The organism is Xenorhabdus sp. PR6a (assembly GCF_028599065.1).
In the GTDB taxonomy this organism is placed as follows: domain Bacteria; phylum Pseudomonadota; class Gammaproteobacteria; order Enterobacterales; family Enterobacteriaceae; genus Xenorhabdus; species Xenorhabdus doucetiae.
Window position 1 is genome coordinate 53237 of record NZ_JAQRFJ010000014.1, and the last position, 21097, is coordinate 74333.

The following is a 21097-nucleotide window of genomic DNA, read 5'->3' on the forward strand; positions in this document are numbered from 1 at the left end:
TGGCGCTTATTTTGGCTGAACTTGAGGTTATAAACAACCAATGATGTTGAAGACACCACAACCGCTCTTGCGTTTCATACAGTTATACGCTATTCAACCAAACGTGTTCTTTTCAGCCACCAAACAACGGCAACGCCATAATAATGGCATCTTCCTTACCTGCCGCAGTCGGGTAATAATTCTTACGGATGGAAACTTCATTGAAGCCCAGATCTTCGTATAAACGAATGGCGGATTGATTCGAGCGTCGCACCTCAAGCCACAATGTATTGATCTGTTTTTCCGGCAAAATATTGATAAGATGCGTCAACAATGCCCTGCCATATCCCCGTGATTGATGCTCAGGGTGAATAGCGATATTAAAGAGTGTCGCTTCGTCCATCACATATTGCGTTATCGCAAAACCAATAAGTTGGCCGTCCTGCGTTATCTTATAGTTGAGATAACGTTCTCCCTGACTGGAGTAAAAGGTTTTTTCACTCCACGGAAACGCATGGCTGGCCTGTTCTATTTGAAATGCGGCGACAAGATCAACGGGAGTTAATAGAGAAATATTCTTCATAATGGTAAATTTGTTGCCAAAGAGCACGTTTTGCATTCCCATCAAGAGATAAGTCATTTAATGCTGGGCTTCTCAAAGAAATCCCTTGTATTGATAAGGTAATATCAACCCCTAACAGCCAGCTTGGACAGTGGATTGATTCCGAAAGTAGCTCAACATCTTTTGTCGTGATGCAATATACCGATGAGGCATCGATCCCCATGGCTGTAAAAATATCAGCAAACAATGAATGACTTAAGTCAATGTGATCATGGCTAATGATCAATAGACGGGTTGAATCAGGGATGAGGACAGATAATTCACCTTGCAACGCCAAAGGGCTACGCAAAACCCATTGGGTGATCCCCAATCGGGAGAGTAATCTGTCACGCTTCGTCATCGTGTTTTATTCCATCTGCCATAAAAAATAACCAGTAATATATCAGAGCGCTAATCCCTGCGCCAATTGGCATGGCATCTCAGCTCTGCCCGCTGATACTTAATTACTTGGATAAAGATTGATAAGGAGCTATACATAGATGTCAGTATTAACCCCGGCCAGTGAAGTTATCCTGCGCCATCATGAGCAATTCCGCCCTCATCACTTGCTGTTTGCCGGTGATCTTCAGGACAATCTGGCAACAGAAATCGACGCTGCAAGTGTGCGAGTGCATACTAACCAATATCACCACTGGCAATCGCTGATCCGCCAGCTTGGTGATAATGCCCACTTCGGCCTTGTCGCGGATAACGCATTTATCAGCGGATGCGATACGCTGATTTATTACTGGCCAAAAAGCAAACAGGAAGCACGTTTCCAACTACGCAGCCTGTTTTCTATCCTGCCACCCGGCACTGATATCTTTATTGTCGGTGAAAACCGCAGTGGTGTTCGCAGTGTTGATAAATTAATGGAAGGTATTGCGACTTTTCGTAAGATTGATACCGCACGCCGTTGTAGCCTGTTTTATGGTCAATTGACAAATCAGGTTCAGTTTGATCAAAACAACTGGTGGAACAGCTATCAAGTGGAAGATGTCACCATCAATACCCTGCCCGGCGTCTTTAGCCAGGATGATTTAGATGTCGGTAGTCGTCTGCTGCTTTCTACGTTTAATGCGCCCATCTCTGGCAGCCTGCTGGATATGGCATGTGGTGCCGGCGTATTGGCTGCCGTATTGGGTAAAAAGAACCCAGATTTGTCCCTGACACTGAGCGATGTCAATGCTGCCGCCATCGTATCGAGTAAAGCAACGCTGAACGCCAATAAACTGCAAGGTAATGTGGTCACCAGTAATGTCTATTCTGCCATTGAAGGAAAATTCGACTGGATTATTTCTAATCCCCCTTTCCATGATGGCCTGAAAACTAACCTGGCGGCGGCCGATGATATGATCCGCATGGCGCCAACTTACCTGAAATCCGGCGGTAAATTGCGGATTGTTGCCAATGCGTTCTTGCCTTACCCTGCCCTGCTGGATAAGGCCTTTGGCAACCATGAAGTCATTGCGCAAACTGGTAAATTTAAAGTTTATCAAGCGACCAAAAGATAATTCTGACGGTCAGTGTTCCTTGTTTTGCCTGTCCCCGCTTAACGGGCAGGCAATTGATATGCCGATTTTTACACCAGTCATACGTTTTCTCGCTAAATAATGATTGACGCCAGCCATAAAATCTCTAGAATGCGCCCCCATGCTATTCGTTTAAGCGATAGTCTCTGGATAGGCGAGGGTGGCGGAATTGGTAGACGCGCTAGCTTCAGGTGTTAGTGTTCTTACGGACGTGGGGGTTCAAGTCCCCCCCTTCGCACCAAATCAGATAGCTATCAGTTAAACAAATAAGACAAATGGCAGTACTTGCGAGGGTGGCGGAATTGGTAGACGCGCTAGCTTCAGGTGTTAGTGTCCTTACGGACGTGGGGGTTCAAGTCCCCCCCTTCGCACCATTCGTTAGTTTTCTAACGCCTACCCAAGTCTACAAATTCCATAAAAACCCCAATAAATCAACTAACTTCATTACTTTGACGTCTACTGTAGTCCGTTGCAATCAACATGCAGCATGGGACATAATCAGGGGCACCTACACTTCGATTATAAATGTGCCCCCTAAAATGAAGCTCAACGCCAGACAGGTAAAGACCGCAAAGCTCAAAGACAAAACCTACAAAATGGCCGATGAAGTACATCATCAGGCGTCAGTTATGAGTAAAATAAGTGTCAACGTATATCAGGACTAGACACTCATATCGGCTCGTCTGACATTCGCCAACTTAAAACCATCCACCTACTAGCCCCGATTAAAAAAGTTGATGCCAGCGGGAAGCATGATGTCGCACAGCATCTCCAACAGCGTGCGACGGCCATAATGCGTTATACAGTACAAAACGATTACATCGACTCAAATCCAGCTAGTGATATGGCTGGGGCGTTATCGACAACCAAAGCACGACACTATCCAGCTCTACCCTCTAGTACTACAGCCGTAAACACTCTGTAATCATAAGGTTATCCCGGTAGCGATAATGACATTGTTGTGCGTAGTATTGGTGTCGTCGTCGCCAAGATGACCAATGTAAAACCTGTTCGACGGTCTCTCCGGCCTTTTCCATTAATTTTGACAGTAGCCTACACAGTTCCGCCACACTGAGAGCTATCACCCCCTTCGGCGTTTTTTTCTCCCGTATCCGCAAGACCGCCAGAACCGCATGGGCCAGTAGCGATAAGGTCATGTGCCGATACCAGCGATGGCCTGCCACCTGAGCTAGGGTCTTCAGGTCAGCCTGTTCCCGGCACGCATACACGACATGATAAGCCCGTTTCTGTTTTTCATCCCGGCTGCGCTGGACCAACAGATGTTGAATGCCATCAGGCGTGCGTTCTCCTATCCATTCCCCCAGTTGCCAGCCATTTTTACGTTCAACATCACTGAGTCATCCCCGGAGATAAGCGAGGCTGCGTTGCTGTGGGCCGGGATGGTGAAACAACGGAGCCAGACGGGTAATGAAGTGAGAGAAGTTCCTGTTCCCAAGCGTTGGCCGATGAGTGCAGAGTGCAGGGTGCACCACCCGTATTTTCAGGAAAAAATGTCATGGGCTATCATGCCACAATGGGGCGTACGGCTGTAGTACTAAGAGGGCGATCTCTCAATAAAGCCGATCTTGCAAAGTCTCGTAGCCGCCTCAAATCCGCAGTTAACTTGCTGAATAGTAAGATCCGCCGAACAAAAACTGAGCTATGGTTCAAAGAGAGTTTGCTAACACAACACCACATCCCACTGCCTAACCTAACAGACGGCCGCTATACCGCGTATGCGATGCGTATCACAGAAAGAGGTACAACCCTGCTCGCGCATGTTGGGCTGAAAGCTGAACATGATCAGCTTAAGGTGGTAAATGCAGGCATCACTAAAGGTGATCTGGAATGGCTATCGGTTGAACATCCACCTTTGAAGCGGCTAAAGAAAGTGTTCAACAACAGCTTTTATCTATACGACCACGCCGCTGACGTGTTGCTTACCACCTACAATAGCGTGCGCGTGCCGCGTCTGATTGGCCCGGCTCAATTTGATGTCGTCGATGCGTACGTTTATCAGGAGCAGGAAAAGGCGCTGGCAGAACGCAAAGGAATTAAGTTTGACGAGTACACCATCACTCGTTCGGCAAAACCTGAGTTTAACGTATTGCCCTATCTGATATCACCCGGTCGCTCGAAACATGACCCGCTAACCAAATCGCAAAAGATGAAGCATCACCACACTTACTTGCAGCCGCATGAGTATGGGGTGTTTGTCCTTATTAGCGATGCCCAGCCTACAAGCCCTTCTATTGCGCGCCCTAACCTGGTGGAAAACCTGCTGATATGGGATGCCCAAGGCGATGCCGTGGATGTATTTAACCACCCGTTGACCGGAATCTATCTCAATAGTTTCACCCTAGATATGCTCAAGAGTGGCGACAGTAGCAAGAGTTCGATTTTTGCCAAGCTCGCCCGGTTGATGGTGGAGAACTGACAGAACGTGTGGCGGTAATTCGTTATCGCCGTAAATGTACCACTAGAGATATTCTTGCAACCATCTACTCACGCCATCAACATCAAAAGCTCGTAATCCGTATCCCTGAGTAAGCAATACATCGGGTAGGTATTCGTCATATTTCTCAAGAAATTTTTCAGGCACGCTTTCGGCAAGAAGACATTCTGATGGTAACCCATCCCTAAGCGTATTGGCTAACATCTGCTTAACTTCATCCACTGTGGTTTGTTCAACTTCAATGACACCCGCAAACGATCCGGTCTTGAAGCCACATTGAAGTAGCAATGCTGATAATGTGTTTACGGTTTGATCCCCTAGCCAGGGAAGGATATAAACGTGCTGCCCCTGCTGAATAAAGTATTCAGAAGATAAATTGTTGCTGCGAAAATAATGCAAACCTTCTTCAAACAGATTTCTGGCTGAGGCATCTACAAAGTCGGCCTTATGTTCACCAACTACGATTCGGTAATCACCTTCCCGGTAGATGGCTAGCATTTCCTGCCGGACAGCATCATGTATGGACATGCCTCCACCACCAAATAAAGGCGGTTGTCCCCCCTTTGTCACTTCGACGTAAATGGCTTTTTTTTCGCTGTCGATGTCGGTTATTTTCCAGCGTCGCCCGCCAAAAATGATATGTTGTTCAGGCAGTAGTGGTGAATCAACGGGCACAGAACCCAGTGTTTTGTTGCCAGCGACAATGCGAAATTCTTCCGGTGTACTGAAGACAGCATAAAATGTGTATTGATTAACCAGCCGTTCGCCTTCTACTCCAAGTACGAGCTCTCCACTGGAGAGCTGCGTCAGAAACTGAAGTTTTCCCATATGTTGTAGCAGTGTTTTAAAATTATTCAAATCGACTTTCTGAAATGGCCCATGCTGGCATAGTTGCGACCAGAGTTGATCCGCGCGCACCCCTCCCCACTGAGCAACGATCGCCAGGATTTGATGAAACAACGTGGAGTAGTGCATTTGCCGGGTATTGGCAGGTTCAAACCATTTACTCCCTATCAACAATCTTATCATCGCCATTGATTGAATAAGTTGTAGCCTCAGTTGATCGACAATACTTGATGTGTGTGTCAGTTCATGTTCTGCGATCAACATTCTCAGCACGGCGGGAGAGCCGCGTCTGCCAGAACGCCCCATGCGCTGGCGCAGGCTGGCAACGGAATGCGGTGGGGTTACCTGTATCACAGAACTGACTTTGCCGATATCTATGCCCAGCTCCAGCGTCATCGTACAAATGGCAGTGGTAGGAAAATTTCCTTTCTGGAGTCGTTGTTCGAGTGTTTCACGCAGGTCTTTTGACAACGAACCATGATGAGGAAAGAACTCATTAGGAACGATGCTCGCCTCGCTGAGATCGCTAAGCGTAGCGGCGATGCTTTCGGCTCGTTTACGGCTGTTAGCGAAAACCAGATGGGAATCGCCACGGCAAAACCGAAAGATATCGTGACAGATCTGCGTTTCAGCCGAAGGCGACGGTTCTTCACCTGAGGAGATCATGGGTTCCAGATAGCCTTTTACCTGTACCTTTAATGTGGCGTGACTCTCGTTGTCAGTGATGATGTCGCAGGGAAGACGCTGATTCGGTCGCAGGGATAATGGCACTTTCTCCAGTTCTCCCAGCGTCGCGCTTAAGGCGACTCTGGGAACCGGGTTGTTAACTCTTCCCTGTATATGATCAATCCGGTTCAGCAGGGAGAGAAGCTGCATACCTCGCTCTGAGCCGATAAAGGCATGGAATTCATCAATAACGATATAAGCTAGTGGAGCGAAAGCCTGCTTTAGCCAGCCAGAGGAACGGATGAGCATCGCTTCCAGCGATTCCGGCGTAATGAGTAGAATACCGGAAGGATTTTTCTTTGCTTTTAGTTTTTTACTCTGCGTAACATCACCATGCCAGGGGGTAACGGGCATTTCCAGCGCATCACCAAGACCTTCCAGTCGTCGGTACTGATCGTTAATTAACGCTTTGAGCGGGCTGATGTACAGGATACCAAAACCATTCTGAATATCCGCGATAGCGGAGCAGGCGGGCAAAAAGCAGGCTTCCGTTTTACCGGCAGCGGTGGCAGCGCTGATCAATACATCTCGATCACCTGCTAATATCGGCGGGATCGCTTTTTTTTGTAGCTCCCGTAGATCACTCCAGCCTTGCCGATATATCCACTTCTGTATGCGTGGATCCAACCGTTGATATGCACTCATCATAGCCTAAAGTCTATTAAACCGTCCTCATCAGTGTCACTGTCCGAAGTGATCTCATCCATATCACTGGGCTTTTCCTCTGTGATATTCACACCTGCAATAAGCTGCGACCAATGGATGGCCGGGTTTTGTTCCAGTACGGCAAGCATATCCAGAAAGGCTTTAATCGTATTTCTCGGTGTACGGAAATAAGCATCGCCGATGGTATCGCTACAATGACGTAAAAATGCTGTCAGAGCTTCATCGGGAACAAGATATTTGTCCTGCTCTCCGCCCGCGTATACGTGGCGCAGATTTTTTAGAAGAATGTAGAGTTCCTCTGGCGTCAGGCTGGCCAAATGCAGGGACGGGGATGAGTAGTCAATCACGCCTGCGCGCTGTGCAAAGCTGTTTTCAGCCAGGCGCGACTGAAGTGCTTCATAGCTGTATAGTCCTTTACGAGGATCAAACAGGAACTCCGGAGTACCGCCGAGCAGAAAGCCAATATGTTCAGCCGTTCCCTGAAGACAATCGTTCAGAATACGCAGTATTTGCTCATAGTTCGCGACCCGGGCCTGCGTATTATTAAGCTTGTAGAGGTTAACCATTTCATCCAGATTAACCAGTAGACCCGTATATCCGGACTGACGGACAAACAGGCTCATCAGCTTCAGCGAATCGTAGAAAGAAGCATCCGAGATAATGGTGCGTACACCAAGATCGTTTCGGGCGTCAGTTTTCGTAGTGTATTCGCCTCTCAGCCAGCGGATAGCATTAGATTTTAAAACCTCATTATCCTGCTCATGGCCCTGCCAGTAACATTCAATGACTTTGGCGAAATCATAGCCGCCAACCATATCGGACAATGCAGTGAGTTTTTGATGAATAACGGCAGGAACGGGTAAATTTGTGCTTTCCGCCTCTTTTCGGGCTTCTGTGATAAAGCGCTCAACCACGCTCAGTAACGCATTTCCATCAGACTTGTTACGGGTGGATAAATTCTTCATCAGTTCAGAGTAGAGGTTTCGAGCCTGTCCACCTGAGGCATGGATACGGCGATCAGGGGATAAGTCGGCGTGCACTGTGACCAATTTTTTCTCTAAGGCAATTGAGCGAACGACGCTTAAAAAGAATGTCTTACCTGAACCATATTCCCCGATAATAAGCCGGAATCCCGCGCCGCCATCGACGATACGTTCGATATCCTGCCAGAGTGCTTTTATCTCGTTTACCCGACCAACTTGAATATGCTGAATGCCAATTTTAGGCGTAACGCCCGATTTCAGCGACTGAATAATAGCGTCTCTTTCTTTGAGACGAATACGAATGCCAGACATGAATTATCCTTTGAGTTCCTGTGCAATTTCTAGGTCAACGTAAATATCATCGTCGTCATCGAGAACCGGGGCGTCAACCTGTTCGTAAGACCAGTCATTAATTGCTTCAATGGCGCCGCTTACCATCAGGTTAAGCTGTTGGCATAGTTCAGTGACTTCGTTTCGCGTCCAGAGTTCTTTTTCCAGCAAGTGTTGGTACAGTTGGCTATGCGCCTCATCAAGACCAGAGGTTGATTGCGCAGGAGAGACTGTTGGAAGTACTTCTTCGGATTCATCTTCTACAAAAATGGAGCTTAGCAACTGACGAACGTCTTTCGTGTCAGACTCATGGCGCGCAAGAATATTTTCATTGAGAGAAAATTCATTATCTGCACCATCTGCGACAAATATGGCAGATGGTGATGTTTTTTCCACTGTCGACAGGCGATGGATATCACTGGTGACGGTGCTACTGTCCAGCCCAAGGCTGGTGTAGATTTTTTCCAGTTGTTTAATTTCTGCGGGATCAATTTTGCCATCAGCATAGGCGACACTGATAACAACGTTGCCAATAGCGGATTTTTCTTTATCGCTGAGTTGCTCCATTTTACCTTTTAGGCCAGCCATACTGGCAGGGGTATTCAGTTGCCAATTAAGGTAAGCGTGTAACGAGCGTTTTTCTGTCGGCGACAGCAGGTGATTAGAGTCAATCACTTTCTCCAGCGATACTTGCTCCGATGTATCAACGTATTTATCTGTTTGTGCGACCATTGCGCCGAGTCGGAGGGCAACGGAAACAAAAATGAATTCTGTTGAGGGTGAGAAGAATTCGCCGTGCCCGTCGGCAAATAAAACGACTCTACCGTCAGGTTCCGGTTTAAAATGATGGTATCTCATATCCGGTGCTATGCCATAACCCGCCCGTTGAGCGAAATTCTGCATCAGCTCGGCTTCTTTTTTATTGATTTTTTCTGGAAGTGGCATGCCCAGACGGGACCAAAAATCAGCGACAGTAGCTAGCCCGGCACTTTCCTGAATTTTACCTTCAGCCCAGTTTTTAAATTCCGTAAACATCTGTTCTGCGCTTTCGGTAAGGATTTCATTGGGCAGTAGCATAATGGCTGCTACGTCGTTTCTTGACGTATCTTTTTTACCGAGGTAACGGCTGTACGCATCCAACTCGTTGATACAGGATTCCGCAACTTGTATCAATTTTTGTACAGGTGCTCTTAGAATGCTTGGATCAGGGAGATCGGGAAGTTCAATGAGGCTTCTTCTGAGTGAACTGCTAGCCGGCGTGTACTCTAACTTAAGTCGGGTCTTATTGGGCTTAACCACAAGACCTTCACCAAATTTTTTGACGTAACATTGTTTAAAGAGCGCAGTGAATTCCTCCGCACAGCGACGCGCCGGAGTTCGTAAAGCATATTCGGTATAATATTTTACCCATGCCAGTGCTAGCTCAGCCGGGATAGGTTTCTTCTGAGCAACAATAGTTGCCAGACGAAACTGAAATAATAATGAACTTCCTGAGGCGAAATATTCATTTTCATTATCGATGACAATGGTATTAGGCCGGAGAAGCAACATAGCTTCCATTAATTGAGTCGCGTAACGCCGGAATGAATTGTTTGTTTGAAAAATGTGTCTCAAGCGTGAGACTTCTTCAAATAACATTTTAAACTCAGTATCCGGGAAGTCTTTCTGTTTCCCACCAACCAGAATGCGACGTTCTAATCCGTAAAAATAGATGAAAACGTAGCCGATAGGGCAGGTAACATCGTTACGATCACTTGCCAGCCAGTCAAGATAAGCGCCACGACATGATGGAGAGAGTGTTGAATAACTGGGCCAATACCCTAATGAATCATCCTCGTGATGTCTGGTGACCGTCTGGATAGATAATGCATCATTAACCAGCGAGGCATCGGAACCATGACTATAAAAATCAGTGTATTTTTCCGAAGCATCAGATTTTATCTGTCCTCCCAAATAAAAATTGCCACGATTAATAACGATATTTTGGACTTTGACATTTTCTCCTGGGATTACCCATCGTGCTGGAGTTCTATTATGCTCGGTGGATGAGTTTGTTACTTGTCTGTGGCTACTACGAAATTCAACTGCTAAGCCATTAACGAGAGTGAAAGTCGCAAGTGCCTCATCGTCTGATGCTTGTATCTGAGATGAAGAAGTATTTACGTTTTTTACCGATTTAACAGGGTGAGATGATTGGCTTATCGTATTTTTTGAAGTGTTGTTCCTGCTGTACTGGCTGGCAGTGCTATTTTTTTTCTTTTTGAAAAAAAGGAGATAGATAAATATCAACACAACAAAAAAAATCCAGGAGTCCATTTTTACACCCTTAGTAGTCGCTGATGATGCTTTTTCATATGGTACCACAATCGGGAAATAGGGTAAGAAAAACTGGACAATAGATGGAGAAATCATACTGTGATACGGTGCCCCTGTATTGGGGCATGTTCAGATATGAATTTAAAATGGGGAGTGCGTTTAGGCAGATCAATAAATGCGTTCAGAATATATTCTTCAATCCAATTTAAGAACGAAGATTATGTATCCGTTCCGTCGGTAATTCCTTTGCTACATCACTAAACCCACGTAATTCATGCCATACCGTTGGATCGCCAATAATGAAAATATGTTTTTTCGCTCGAGTCAGTGCAACGTTTAACAAATTAGGCTTGCGGGCTGCCCATTGTGCTCCGCCATCATTATTTTTGTCACAACCCAGTACAAAAATAACAATATCGTTTTCTTTGCCCTGAAAAGTATGCACTGTGCCAATACAATTCTTTTGCCACGTGTCGAGTTCCTTGCGCGTTATTAAAGGCAAATATTGCCGCCAGGTGGTCAAATCCCGATTTTCCAGCAATTCAAAAAGGGCGGCTTTAACCGCCTTGAACGGTGTAATAACGTAAATAGAATGGAGTGGGATATTCGCTGCAAGTAAGCGATCCAATAGTCTGAGCAAATCTTTACCGTGACTGTCTCGATATTGCTTTTCACCTTGTCCTCCAACAGATGCCTGCCAATGGTTTTCCAGCGCATCGCTAACAGATTGGCAACGGATCTTGTCAACATCAAGCCCATGAATCATACGGTTATTATAAGATATTCGATTAGCCAGACTGAACATAGGTTCAATGCAGCGGCGATGTACCCACAACGGTATGCCGATCCAGACTGGATTGTCCATTACGTCTAACTCACACCCCCAATGATTGATGCGATCGGCAACCTGCTGCACCGACAGTAATCCAGGATTCCAGTCCTTAGCATATTCCTGCAACACATCCTGACAAAGTCGTTCAACTAAGGGTGGAGAGGTAGTAAATACGGGTTCAATTTGTAAGGGATCGCCTACTACCAGCACCCGCTTGGCACGCCAGATCCCTCCAACAGCTTGTTGCGGTGGTGCTTGACCGGCTTCATCAATCATCAACCAGCCGAGTTCTTCGCTTTTTACACCATAAAACATACGTCCGATAGAGGCGAAAGTTGTAGATATTACCGGCACGAACATGAACAACGTTTGCCACCAACGTAGAGGAGTAGTTTCGGTATGAGGTTGGGTCAAAAAAGCATTAAGGTTATTACGTATAATGGTTCTAAAACGCTTGATTCCCAGCGCCTCAAAAAGCCAGGCTTGATGCAGTTCTATCGCCGCGACAAATAATGCAGAGCGTTGACGGTTTATCTGTGCATTCTGCCAGAATGCTGTGCGTTGTAATGTGGCATCATTAATCGGCTGATTGATATCCGGCAACGCAATATCAGAAAACTGCTGCTGCAACGTTTTTAGTGAACGGTAGTCATCTGCTTGCTGCCGGGTAATTTTTTCAATGTCCTGCTGTAAGATTCGCTTTTTGGCCGCTATCTCATTAACTGATTTACGTTGTTCAGCGACTCGCCGGGTTTGTTCGACTTGCAACCCTGTCAGTTTTAATATCTCGTGTTGTACGCACCGCAGCGCTTCCTGATACTCCCGCACCCGTCTACGCTTCGTCAGGCGCGTTAGCCATCCTGGTGCATTACCTTCGATAATTTTTTGTTGCTGTGTTGCGTATTGGATCTGTTTTTCCAACGTGTCCCGCTCGGACTCAGCCTGTTCCAGTAAGCTAACCTGTTCTTCATACTCTCTCTCAGTTTGCGACATCATTAGTGATAACGTATTGAGCGCATCGTCATGCTGTTTTTCCAAGAGACTCGCAAACGTGACTAATTGTTGTTGTAGCTTTTCTGTCTGTTTAAGGCATGCGAGGAAACGTTCTTTGGCCACAGAGAAAGAGGTTTGTTTATGATAATGCTTCCATCGCCACAGACTGAGAAAATTTTCACCGTCAGGGCGAGAGGCTTCAGCCTTGGTATCACGCAAAAAATGTTCATCAAATAATAAACGTTGTGCAAATTTAGTCCGGTTTGCTTTTTTACCCAGAGCAACAGAAATTATTCCCCAGCATTGTTTCTCATCTTCCAATGGGCGATAGAGATGATAGGTTTTCACTTTACCTTGACGATCTTTTTCTTTTTTGTGTTCGCGCTTTGGGCGTTTCTCTGCGGCTAACTGGTTTGCTGTTGGTGCTAAATAGTCGAGCGAGTGGAATTCTTCATCCAGTGATTTCTTTTGTGGTAGCTCGTTTGAGATGTTTTCCACCGCCGCGTTATTGGATGATGCGATGACCATTTCAAAACCAGTGAGCTCATTCACAATAAAACCAGAGCTATCCAGCGTGTCATTAACCTTATTAAAACAGGAAAGAATTTTTGCTCGCTCAACAATATTGTGTGCCACCAGATCGCGCAAAAGCGTCGTTTTTCCTGTCCCTGGTGGACCATTGACGGAAAGTAACCCACCGTCAGCAAGTTCCTCTATTGCCGTGTTAATCGCAAATTGCTGCATTAATGACATGGCATGTTCGGGTTTAGAAGGCCAACGTCCGAGGGGCATTTTCTTGGGATGCAGGTTATTGATGATGGGAAGAAGCCCATCTTGTGAATAGAGGTCAGGTTTGCGTGATGCATTACGGGAAAGATAAGTTTTTAGGGCCTTGCATTTGTCCTCTTTTTCCAGGGCCGCAATGGCGTATTCAATGTCCTCAAAGAAAAAACTGTTTAAGATAGGAAGTGTGAAGGTCTTATCTTTACTGCTGACCTCTTCATCTTCACTTTCTATCTCATCATCACTCTCAAATGATGTTTTTACTCTGTCACTAGCCCCCTCCATCCAGTCTATTTGTATGGCATATTCCCATTCCGGTTCAAATTCTGCCCACTGTACTAAATATATGGTTAGCAGTGCCAAAATATCATTGGCTTTCAAAACACAAGGGCCATTTTCGCGAATTGGTTTCAATAAAGCGTTAAAGTTGTCGAGGTCATTTTTGAGATGTTCGCAGCTGGCTGAAAACTTCTTCGCTGTAAGCTCTTCAAAGCGCTCTTCACGCAGGTGCCCTAAAGCCCAGGGAAGAGAACTTACCGAAAACTTATCCAGTGCCGGGGTTCCCTCTGTGTTCAATGGAACTTTTGCAAAACAAGTTATTCCTTCCTTATCCAACCGTTGTTCAAGTTCTTCAGCATCAAGTCTTTCTACTGGACCAAACACGTCTTGGCTGATTGTGTTAGCAATAGCTTTATCAAACAAACCAATGTGTAAGCTATATAAGACCTTTTGATCAGGGATCTCATGTTGTTGACGAAGTTCAGCAGAAAGCCAAGGCAGTGCTTTATCCCCCAACTGATAGAGCACTTCAAGCGGAATAAGCAGACTTTTATCTTTTTTTTCGAGTGTATAGGGTTGGAAAAACTCTATACGCTGCCAGACTCGGAGAATATCATTCGGGTGGGGAGTCATAGCCATCATAGCTCTTTGATTATTATCCAACAAATGCAGAAAGTAATAAGAGTACCTCAATCAATACGGGTTTTATAGATATTTAACCTAAGTGCTTACATATCTTCGTAACAAAAATTATATGTGCCGAAAGCAAAACGTTTTTGTTCGGAAAAGAATTTAAGTGACTTGCCTCTAAACTTAATACAGCTCTCAGTGAGTCATATCGAAAATAGTTTTCACACGATACTGAGTACCAATGGATTGAATGAATGGGCGATTTTGTGGATGAGGACAACTTGACTTACTGTTTGAATATAAGCAATATTTTGCCCCCTTCGCGGGTAACAAAGATCGCAACTATTACCACTGGAGTCTGTCATGAAACTTTCGGATTTAGGCAATAGAATTTGCATTTTGGGGCCATCAAATAGCGGGAAATCGACGCTTGCTACGGCAATTTCAAGAAAATGTCACTTGAAGGTCATTCATCTGGATCAACTTTTTCATTTACCAAACACCAATTGGCAGGAACGTCCCGCAGATGAATTTATCTCATTGCACGATATGGCAATTAAGGAAGAGAACTGGGTTATCGATGGGAATTATACAAGATGCCTGACACAGCGTTTATCCAGAGCAACAGGTGTCATCTTATTAGATATCTCAACGGCATCAAGCCTATTACGCTACGTCAATAGAACGATATGCCAACGTAACCGCTGTGGTGCACTGGAAGGTAATAAAGATTCTATTAAATGGAAAATGATCCACCATATTACCGTGGTCACGCCAACAAGCAGGAAACGCTATGCTGCATTGTTTGAACGATTAACTATTCCCAAGATCAAACTGACCTCTATTAAACAAATCAAGGCACAATTTGATAAATGGGATCTTACTTGGTAAAAAGAATATCGCAATCAATATGGATTGGTATTAATGCGCCATTTTTATTCCCCAAAGGGGATATTTAGCAAGCTGGAAACTTTGTTTATTAGTTAGCGGGAAATTTTACGTTTATTATTAACTTCCCATCTTATTCCCATTCCATAATTCTGGGCATTAATTTCATTCCCAACATCGTGATGCATTTTCTGCATGGCGCATCTTTCATTTGCATTTCATCAAAGGTTAAAAAAATGTAAATATTCGATCAAATAAAAATCAGGAAATAAAAAATAAGAGGTTACCATGAACAGGCAAAAACTCATGCAGCAAATCATCGTGGCTATTCTGCTTGGGATTATTACCGGCTGGAGTTTTCATCATTATCTTGATGCCGGCCAGACAAAAGAAGTTGTCTCCTATATCAACATCATCACCGATATATTCCTGCGCCTGATAAAAATGATCATCGCGCCTCTCGTATTTGCCACGATTGTGACTGGCTTAATGTCAATCGGCGGATCATCGTCCGTAGGTCGCATTACCCTCAAGGCGATGACATGGTTTATTATCGCGGGCTTAGTCTCACTCGGCATTGGTATGTTGATGGCAAACCTATTCCAACCCGGCGTTGGGCTTCATGTTGCCATTATGCAGCAGGAAGAGGTGAATAGCGGCCTCAACACCAGCGGGTTCTCGCTGAAAAACTTTATCAGCCATATCTTCCCAAGCAGCTTCGCCTCTGCGATGGCGAATAATGAGATTTTGCAGATCCTGATTTTTTCCCTGTTTTTTGGTGCCGCGCTTTCCTATATCTGCCAGAACAGCCAGAAAATTAGCCCGATCGTGACCTTGATTGAAGATCTGGGGCGCATCATGTTTCGTATCACAGACTACGTGATGTCATTTGCGCCGATTGCTGTGTTCGCTGCCATTGCCTCTGCCGTTACTGTGCAAGGTCTGGGCCTGCTTTATGACTACGGCAAACTTATTGGCCTCTTCTACCTTGGATTATTTTTGCTTTGGGCGATCCTGTCAGCCGTTGGGTTCTTTTTCCTCGGCAAGGATATGTTTTCACTGATGAAATTAATTCGGGAACCCGTGACATTGGCCTTTGCCACCGCGAGCAGTGAGTCGGCCTACCCCAAGACCATGAATGCGCTGGATCGCTTTGGTGTACCGAAAAAAATCTCCAGCTTCGTATTGCCGTTGGGCTACTCCTTTAACCTTGATGGTTCGATGATGTACCAATCCTTTGCGGTTCTTTTTATTGCACAGGCTTACAACATCGATCTGAGTATCGCAGAGCAAATCATGATTATGTTGACGCTGATGATCACAAGTAAAGGCATGGCTGGCGTCGCACGTGCTTCGGTGGTGGTCGTTGCGGCAACTTTGCCCATGTTTAGCCTGCCGGAAGCGGGGATTTTGCTTATTCTCGCGATTGATCAATTTCTCGACATGGGACGCACGGCGACCAATGTCGTGGGTAACAGCATTTCTACTGCCGTGATTGCTAAATTGGAGGAAAAACAAAGTAGTAACGAACGGGAACCGCCGCAAAGCGCAATTGCCCGCCAAGAAGTTTGAGTGTACTTGCTGTATTCAGTCCAGTGATTACAGCAAGTGAATTGAGTGGCAGGCTGGTGGTCAGGTTTATACTGTCCACCGTTTTCGCATATATTGCCAAAAACGTTCAGAGGAAGGATTAAGACGGGAATGGGTTCGATAAATAAAAACGCCTATTTTTATTGCAGTCTGATCGGGTTCCAGCAAACATAACTTCTGAACCTTGAGTTCCTCACGGATTGAATAATCCGGCAGCCAACCGACACCGTGACCATCCAACACCATACGTTTCAGTAATTCACTCATGGATGAAAGGCAAAAATAGGTAAATTTGTCCTTAAAAACCTTTTCCAGTAATAGATTCACCTGACGCCCCATATAACTCTCATCGGTGTATTTCATTAACGGCAAAGGTGCATCTTCCAGCCGATATAATGGTTTTCCATCAGCCTTACAGCCGGAGACAAGATATAACTGAGCATCCAGTACTTTATGATTAAGAAACGGTGATGTCATCAGTTCTTCATTAAAAAAAGACAGAATAAAGTCACTTTTACCATTTTTAAGATTATTGACGGCTTCATCAGCATTAATGGATTCGATATTAAAAACCTTATCCGACTTCTCCGCAAAACCAGAAATTAATTCAGGTAACAGAGAAATTGAAAGCGAATGGGCTGTGGCGATATTAATTCGGTGTTTAGGTATTTCACCGCCTTTTATTTTACCGATTTGATGCTCTATATCGCCAAGCAGATTTCTGGCATAAACAATAAAACCTCTCCCTTGTAATGAAAGTTGTAATGGATTCGAGTTACGATTAAATATTTCAAAACCGACAGCATTCTCAAGTGCCTGAATCCGTCGGCTAAAAGAAGACTGGGATATATTCCTTCGTTCCGCGGCAAGCGTAAAACTGCGTAACTCCTCCAACATTACCGCATCATATAACCATTTTAGCTCAATATTATTAAGCATAAACTGTAACCTTTTTATTGAACTGTCTGCATAAAATGACTTATGCAAATACAGCATAATGAATAGAAACATTGCAATTACGAACAGTAATCACTGTGCCATCATAACGATTATTTACCGAGGTGGCATATGAAAAAAATAATTGGCATATTGGGTGGAATGGGGCCAGCAGCAACGCTGGATGCAATGGATAAGATCATTAAAAATACACCGGCAACTTGTGATCAGGAACATATTCCGGTAATAACCGTTTCCTTTCCCGACATTCCTGACAGAACGGCAAGTATACTTGCTGGCGGGGAATCTCCGTTAAATAAAATGTTGGCTGAATTGAGAATATTAGAATCGGCGGGAGCGCAGTGTATTATTATGCCGTGTAATACTGCCCATTATTGGTACGAAGAACTAAAAGCATCAACTAATATTCATTTTATAAATATGATTGAGGTGACGTGTAATAAGATAGTGAGGGAAGGGATTAATAATATTGCGATTCTTGCTACAACGGGAACAATAAAAGCAGAACTTTATCAGGATAGGCTGAAAAAATATAAAGTGAATTTTGTGGTTCCTGATGATATTCAGCAGGAAATTATTATGGAGAGCATATTGGTTTATAAAAGTGGTGATAGGAAAAAAGCGTATTGGTTAATGGAACCTGTTATTACTCAGCTTAAAAATATTGGGGTTGAGAAATTTATTATGGGGTGTAGTGAGATACCGATTATTCTTAGTGGTTACGGTGATAAAGGGGAGTATATTGATGCTACGGAGGAATTGGTTAGAAAGGCGGTGGAGTGGAGTTGTTTGGAATACAAGCGAATTACAGTTTGAAAAATTATAAAAATAAACATTGATTTAAATTACCTACATTGACTAACACTAAATAAATTTTCAAAATAGCGAAAGTTAGCAATCTTGTCATTTTAAAACACTATTTAGCTTGAATCTGATGTATTGATTTAGCATATTACAATATGGAGATAGCTTTGAATTCGTTAACGTTGTTTCCGGCTATTTTTTAGTGTATTGAATCTTGGATTCGCATAGTAAGTGCAATTTCTAAGAAAGGCGGTCAGTTGCTATAGTAGGCATCTTTCTCGCCAAAGGAAAATGCACTATGGCCTATACGCAACTGACCGAAACAGAAAGATACCAGATTTTCGGCTTAAAAGAAGCCGGTTTTACACAACGTTTTATTGCAACGTCGCTTAATCGGGCCCCATCAACAATTAGCCGGGAATTGAGACGAAACCGGGAAGCCGAGAAATATGAACCTGAACAAGCTCAGCGTAAAGCATTAGAACGCCGTCATTCTAAGGTAAAAGCCGTAAAAATCACGCCAGAGATAACAAAGTGGATAAAACAGTTAATTTGGCAAGATTTAAGTCCGGAACAAGTTGTGGGTTATCTCAAGCGGGAAGCGAAAATCTCTTTACATCATGAAACAATTTATCGATTGATTTATAAAGATAAAATAAATGGCGGTGATTTATGGCAACATCTTAGGATAGCGAAAAAACCGTATCGTAAACGCTATGGAAGCCATGAGCGCAGAGGAAAAATTAAAAACAGAGTCAGTATTGATAAGCGCCCAAAAATTGTTGATAAAAAGCAGCGTATTGGGGATTGGGAAGGGGATACTATCGTTGGCAAAGATCGTAAAAGTGCCTTATTGACTTTAGTTGAACGAAAATCGTTATTTACGATCATCATTAAACTTGAAGATAAAACAGCAGAAGGTGTTGCCAAAGCGGCGACAAGACATTTATCGATGATAAAACATAAAGTTAAAACAATTACCTTTGATAACGACCTCGAATTTGCCGAACACGAACGGATCGGTAAAAATTTAGAGACAAAAATTTATTTTGCTCATCCGTATTCCCCTTGGGAAAGAGGGATAAATGAGAACATAAATGGATTAATCAGAGATGACTTCCCAAAAGGAACCGATTTTAATAAGGTATCAGAGCGGGAGGTTAACCTTGTGGCAAACCGACTAAATAATCGACCTCGTAAGACACGAGATTATAAAACACCGAATGAGTTATTTACAGGAACCCCAACTCATTTACTTCGTTCATTACGGTGTTGCGCTTAATATGCGAATCCAAGAATAATATAAATTATCGATCATAATCCATTTGTGGAAGAACTAGATAAGATATTAAATATTAGATTAAAATTTAATTATTATACTTGATCCCTAATTTGTTCAGGTGTTGTTTAATTTCTTTAAGTATTATTTCAACACCATTATCGTTAGCAATATCATTTAAAGTAAGTTTAAAGCCGATTCCTTGTATATTTTCCATTGTCTTGACCGTTGAGTTTACTTCTGGATAACCGTCAAAGTTATCTCAGATTTCCTCTAGTGATGAGTAATCACCATTATTTTTGGAAACATTAAATAAGTAAATAGCGAGATATCTCTTTGTTTTATTAGCACTTTTTTTTAATTGACATGCTTTAGGTTCAACATTATTTCCGTATTGTTCAATTCTGATATCATACTCTAGTTCACTGTCTACAATAAGTTGAAAATCTAATACAAAATCTTGAGATTCAGGTTTTCCCTTCTCGTTAGCTTGCTTGCCAAAAACAAACGACACATCCATCATGAGCAGGTAATCCCAGCTCCATGTGGTCAGTGGATTAACTGATTTACGAGGTGGTTTTAAAAAACTCCATGTATCCCAAAGAATGAATTTCATATTCAAACGTTCAGCAACGTGATTCAACATAGGAAACATATGCTGATAAAATGCTGCACATACACGGTGAGCTTGGCGTACTTGACTAAATTTATCCAAGATGGCAATGGATCTCGAATCCCATAAAAAGTGAGCGCTTTTAGACAATCGTCAATGATACGTTGATCCTGTGAAGAGTTCCATTGTTGAGTTTGGAGAAAATATTTAATTTCCTGCCATTCCTTAGTAATCATCCGAACATCAGGATAATCATTGGTAAGTTGTTGTAGTCAACTTGGCATATCTTTAGGAATATTACCTAAAGCGAGAAAATACAAATGTGGTTTTTCCTCATCGCATTGCAAGTATGCATCAATTTCATTTTTCCATTGAATAATATTTTGGTTACTACCTTGCGGAGGTTTAACTTCAATAACTAGTGCTGCATGTTCAAACTCAATAACGACATCCGGTTCGGCATAATTTTTCTCTCCCTCTCTAAAATAATATTTAGGCCAGAAAATCAACGATTCAAATTTACCCCACTTGTTAGTATCTAATCCCAATGAAATTGAGATAAATAGATTCATAGCCTTAGGCGATAAATAATTAATCCGGGTCCAAAATGCAGCAGTCAATAAATCTTCTCGTGATTGAAATATGGATCGCCAACTTTGTGGTTTTTTATCACCAATGGTTACACTCCCTGCCTTACCTTCCAGAATTGCATGTAGCATTTAGTTCCTCCTGATAAGCTTGATTGAGTTTTATTCTGTTAATTTATTGTATTTTGAAATAATCATCCACTAAAAATAGTGTGCTAATGCCATGATGACCAATATGAGTGACATCTCGGTTAACACCCTTTTCTAACGTAATATGTTCAGGGTTTAGCTTGAACTAAATACGGATATGAAGGATCTGTTATTGGGTATAATTCCATGTCGATAAAGTTTCGAATACTACTAAGTGCATCATATAACTATAATTATTTGTTTAGGTCTATATTATCTGAAACTTACAGATGAAAATC

General features: G+C 43.5%; 16 protein-coding genes, 2 tRNA genes and 2 pseudogenes. 9 read left to right on the forward strand and 11 right to left on the reverse strand.

Translation table 11 applies throughout. The features are described 5' to 3' along the window. Positions 1-112: 112 nt before the first annotated feature. Both rimI and PSI15_RS06000 read right to left on the reverse strand, forming a co-directional pair. Positions 113-562, reverse strand: coding sequence for a ribosomal protein S18-alanine N-acetyltransferase (rimI, locus tag PSI15_RS05995; RefSeq protein ID WP_273582736.1), 450 nt, complete (start codon positions 560-562; stop codon positions 113-115). Next, on the reverse strand, positions 531-941 hold the full coding sequence (locus PSI15_RS06000) for a DNA polymerase III subunit psi (protein ID WP_273582737.1): 411 nt from the start codon (positions 939-941) through the stop codon (positions 531-533). Before PSI15_RS06000 ends, rimI begins: the two co-directional genes overlap by 32 nt. Before the next feature lie 139 nt (positions 942-1080). On the opposite strand from PSI15_RS06000, the gene rsmC reads away from it, so the two are divergent. The 4 genes and pseudogenes from rsmC to PSI15_RS18560 all read left to right on the forward strand — a co-directional run. Further along, positions 1081-2094, forward strand: a complete 1014-nt coding sequence (gene rsmC / locus PSI15_RS06005) for a 16S rRNA (guanine(1207)-N(2))-methyltransferase RsmC (protein ID WP_045968664.1) — start codon at positions 1081-1083, stop codon at positions 2092-2094. A gap of 172 nt (positions 2095-2266) precedes the next feature. Then, a tRNA-Leu gene (locus tag PSI15_RS06010) sits at positions 2267-2353 on the forward strand. Between the two features lie 46 nt (positions 2354-2399). Then, positions 2400-2486, forward strand: a tRNA-Leu gene (locus tag PSI15_RS06015). 296 nt (positions 2487-2782) lie between these two features. Beyond that, positions 2783-3013, forward strand: a pseudogene (locus PSI15_RS18560) (phage integrase central domain-containing protein); the annotation flags it as partial. 1 nt (position 3014) lies between these two features. Here PSI15_RS18560 and PSI15_RS06025 read toward each other — a convergent pair. Both PSI15_RS06025 and PSI15_RS18565 read right to left on the reverse strand, forming a co-directional pair. Continuing rightward, positions 3015-3269, reverse strand: coding sequence for a hypothetical protein (locus PSI15_RS06025; RefSeq protein WP_273582752.1), 255 nt, complete (start codon positions 3267-3269; stop codon positions 3015-3017). A gap of 102 nt (positions 3270-3371) precedes the next feature. After that, positions 3372-3630, reverse strand: a pseudogene (locus tag PSI15_RS18565) (hypothetical protein); the annotation flags it as partial. On the opposite strand from PSI15_RS18565, the gene PSI15_RS06035 reads away from it, so the two are divergent. Further along, entirely contained in the window at positions 3629-4549 is a 921-nt protein-coding gene (locus PSI15_RS06035; protein WP_273582738.1) for a hypothetical protein, read from the forward strand. The pseudogene PSI15_RS18565 and the gene PSI15_RS06035 sit on opposite strands and share 2 nt — an antisense overlap. Positions 4550-4591: 42 nt before the next feature. Here the strand turns inward: PSI15_RS06035 and PSI15_RS06040 are convergent, their stop codons facing one another. From PSI15_RS06040 to PSI15_RS06055, 4 genes are all read right to left on the reverse strand, one after another. After that, entirely contained in the window at positions 4592-6787 is a 2196-nt protein-coding gene (locus PSI15_RS06040) for a DEAD/DEAH box helicase (RefSeq protein WP_273582739.1), read from the reverse strand. Then, complete coding sequence (locus tag PSI15_RS06045) at positions 6784-8100, reverse strand: ATP-binding protein (protein ID WP_273582740.1); 1317 nt, start codon at positions 8098-8100, stop codon at positions 6784-6786. The genes PSI15_RS06040 and PSI15_RS06045 overlap by 4 nt, the downstream gene beginning before the upstream one ends. 3 nt (positions 8101-8103) lie before the next feature. Then, the gene (locus tag PSI15_RS06050) at positions 8104-10434 is read right to left on the reverse strand and encodes a tellurite resistance TerB family protein (protein WP_273582751.1); all 2331 of its coding nucleotides are present in this window, start codon (positions 10432-10434) and stop codon (positions 8104-8106) included. 205 nt (positions 10435-10639) lie between these two features. Then, a complete protein-coding gene (locus PSI15_RS06055) occupies positions 10640-13960 on the reverse strand; it encodes a DEAD/DEAH box helicase (RefSeq protein ID WP_273582741.1) in 3321 nt (1106 codons plus the stop codon). A gap of 354 nt (positions 13961-14314) precedes the next feature. Between PSI15_RS06055 and PSI15_RS06060 the strand changes: the two genes are divergently transcribed. After that, positions 14315-14842 carry an AAA family ATPase gene (locus PSI15_RS06060; RefSeq protein ID WP_273582742.1) on the forward strand — a complete coding sequence of 176 codons (528 nt, stop codon included), beginning with the start codon at positions 14315-14317 and terminating at the stop codon, positions 14840-14842. Between the two features lie 285 nt (positions 14843-15127). After that, positions 15128-16411: a dicarboxylate/amino acid:cation symporter gene (locus tag PSI15_RS06065; RefSeq protein ID WP_273582743.1), complete on the forward strand. Its 1284-nt coding sequence runs from the start codon at positions 15128-15130 to the stop codon at positions 16409-16411. 66 nt (positions 16412-16477) lie between these two features. On the opposite strand, the gene PSI15_RS06070 is transcribed toward PSI15_RS06065, so the two are convergent. After that, positions 16478-17368: a LysR substrate-binding domain-containing protein gene (locus tag PSI15_RS06070; protein ID WP_273582744.1), complete on the reverse strand. Its 891-nt coding sequence runs from the start codon at positions 17366-17368 to the stop codon at positions 16478-16480. A 129-nt stretch (positions 17369-17497) separates the two neighbouring features. Here PSI15_RS06070 and PSI15_RS06075 point away from each other — a divergent pair, with 129 nt between their 5' ends. Together PSI15_RS06075 and PSI15_RS06080 are read left to right on the forward strand one after the other, a co-directional pair. Next, positions 17498-18202: an aspartate/glutamate racemase family protein gene (locus tag PSI15_RS06075; RefSeq protein WP_273582745.1), complete on the forward strand. Its 705-nt coding sequence runs from the start codon at positions 17498-17500 to the stop codon at positions 18200-18202. A gap of 286 nt (positions 18203-18488) precedes the next feature. Beyond that, complete coding sequence (locus PSI15_RS06080) at positions 18489-19472, forward strand: IS30 family transposase (RefSeq protein WP_273582746.1); 984 nt, start codon at positions 18489-18491, stop codon at positions 19470-19472. Between the two features lie 259 nt (positions 19473-19731). On the opposite strand, the gene PSI15_RS06085 is transcribed toward PSI15_RS06080, so the two are convergent. Together PSI15_RS06085 and PSI15_RS06090 are read right to left on the reverse strand one after the other, a co-directional pair. Beyond that, positions 19732-20184, reverse strand: coding sequence for a hypothetical protein (locus tag PSI15_RS06085; RefSeq protein WP_273582747.1), 453 nt, complete (start codon positions 20182-20184; stop codon positions 19732-19734). A gap of 170 nt (positions 20185-20354) precedes the next feature. Then, positions 20355-20801 carry a hypothetical protein gene (locus tag PSI15_RS06090; protein WP_273582748.1) on the reverse strand — a complete coding sequence of 149 codons (447 nt, stop codon included), beginning with the start codon at positions 20799-20801 and terminating at the stop codon, positions 20355-20357. Positions 20802-21097 lie beyond the last annotated feature (296 nt).

Bases quoted from the DNA above. Each gene is read 5' to 3' on its own strand.
- PSI15_RS06035 (WP_273582738.1), top strand. From the start codon at position 3,629: ATGGGCTATCATGCCACAATGGGGCGTACGGCTGTAGTACTAAGAGGG.
- PSI15_RS06000 (WP_273582737.1), bottom strand. From the start codon at position 941: ATGACGAAGCGTGACAGATTACTCTCCCGATTGGGGATCACCCAATGG.
- PSI15_RS06070 (WP_273582744.1), bottom strand. From the start codon at position 17,368: ATGCTTAATAATATTGAGCTAAAATGGTTATATGATGCGGTAATGTTG.
- PSI15_RS06050 (WP_273582751.1), bottom strand. From the start codon at position 10,434: ATGGACTCCTGGATTTTTTTTGTTGTGTTGATATTTATCTATCTCCTT.
- rimI (WP_273582736.1), bottom strand. From the start codon at position 562: ATGAAGAATATTTCTCTATTAACTCCCGTTGATCTTGTCGCCGCATTT.
- PSI15_RS06080 (WP_273582746.1), top strand. From the start codon at position 18,489: ATGGCCTATACGCAACTGACCGAAACAGAAAGATACCAGATTTTCGGC.
- rsmC (WP_045968664.1), top strand. From the start codon at position 1,081: ATGTCAGTATTAACCCCGGCCAGTGAAGTTATCCTGCGCCATCATGAG.
- PSI15_RS06075 (WP_273582745.1), top strand. From the start codon at position 17,498: ATGAAAAAAATAATTGGCATATTGGGTGGAATGGGGCCAGCAGCAACG.
- PSI15_RS06060 (WP_273582742.1), top strand. From the start codon at position 14,315: ATGAAACTTTCGGATTTAGGCAATAGAATTTGCATTTTGGGGCCATCA.
- PSI15_RS06055 (WP_273582741.1), bottom strand. From the start codon at position 13,960: ATGGCTATGACTCCCCACCCGAATGATATTCTCCGAGTCTGGCAGCGT.
- PSI15_RS06040 (WP_273582739.1), bottom strand. From the start codon at position 6,787: ATGATGAGTGCATATCAACGGTTGGATCCACGCATACAGAAGTGGATA.
- PSI15_RS06025 (WP_273582752.1), bottom strand. From the start codon at position 3,269: ATGACCTTATCGCTACTGGCCCATGCGGTTCTGGCGGTCTTGCGGATA.
- PSI15_RS06045 (WP_273582740.1), bottom strand. From the start codon at position 8,100: ATGTCTGGCATTCGTATTCGTCTCAAAGAAAGAGACGCTATTATTCAG.
- PSI15_RS06090 (WP_273582748.1), bottom strand. From the start codon at position 20,801: ATGCTACATGCAATTCTGGAAGGTAAGGCAGGGAGTGTAACCATTGGT.
- PSI15_RS06065 (WP_273582743.1), top strand. From the start codon at position 15,128: ATGAACAGGCAAAAACTCATGCAGCAAATCATCGTGGCTATTCTGCTT.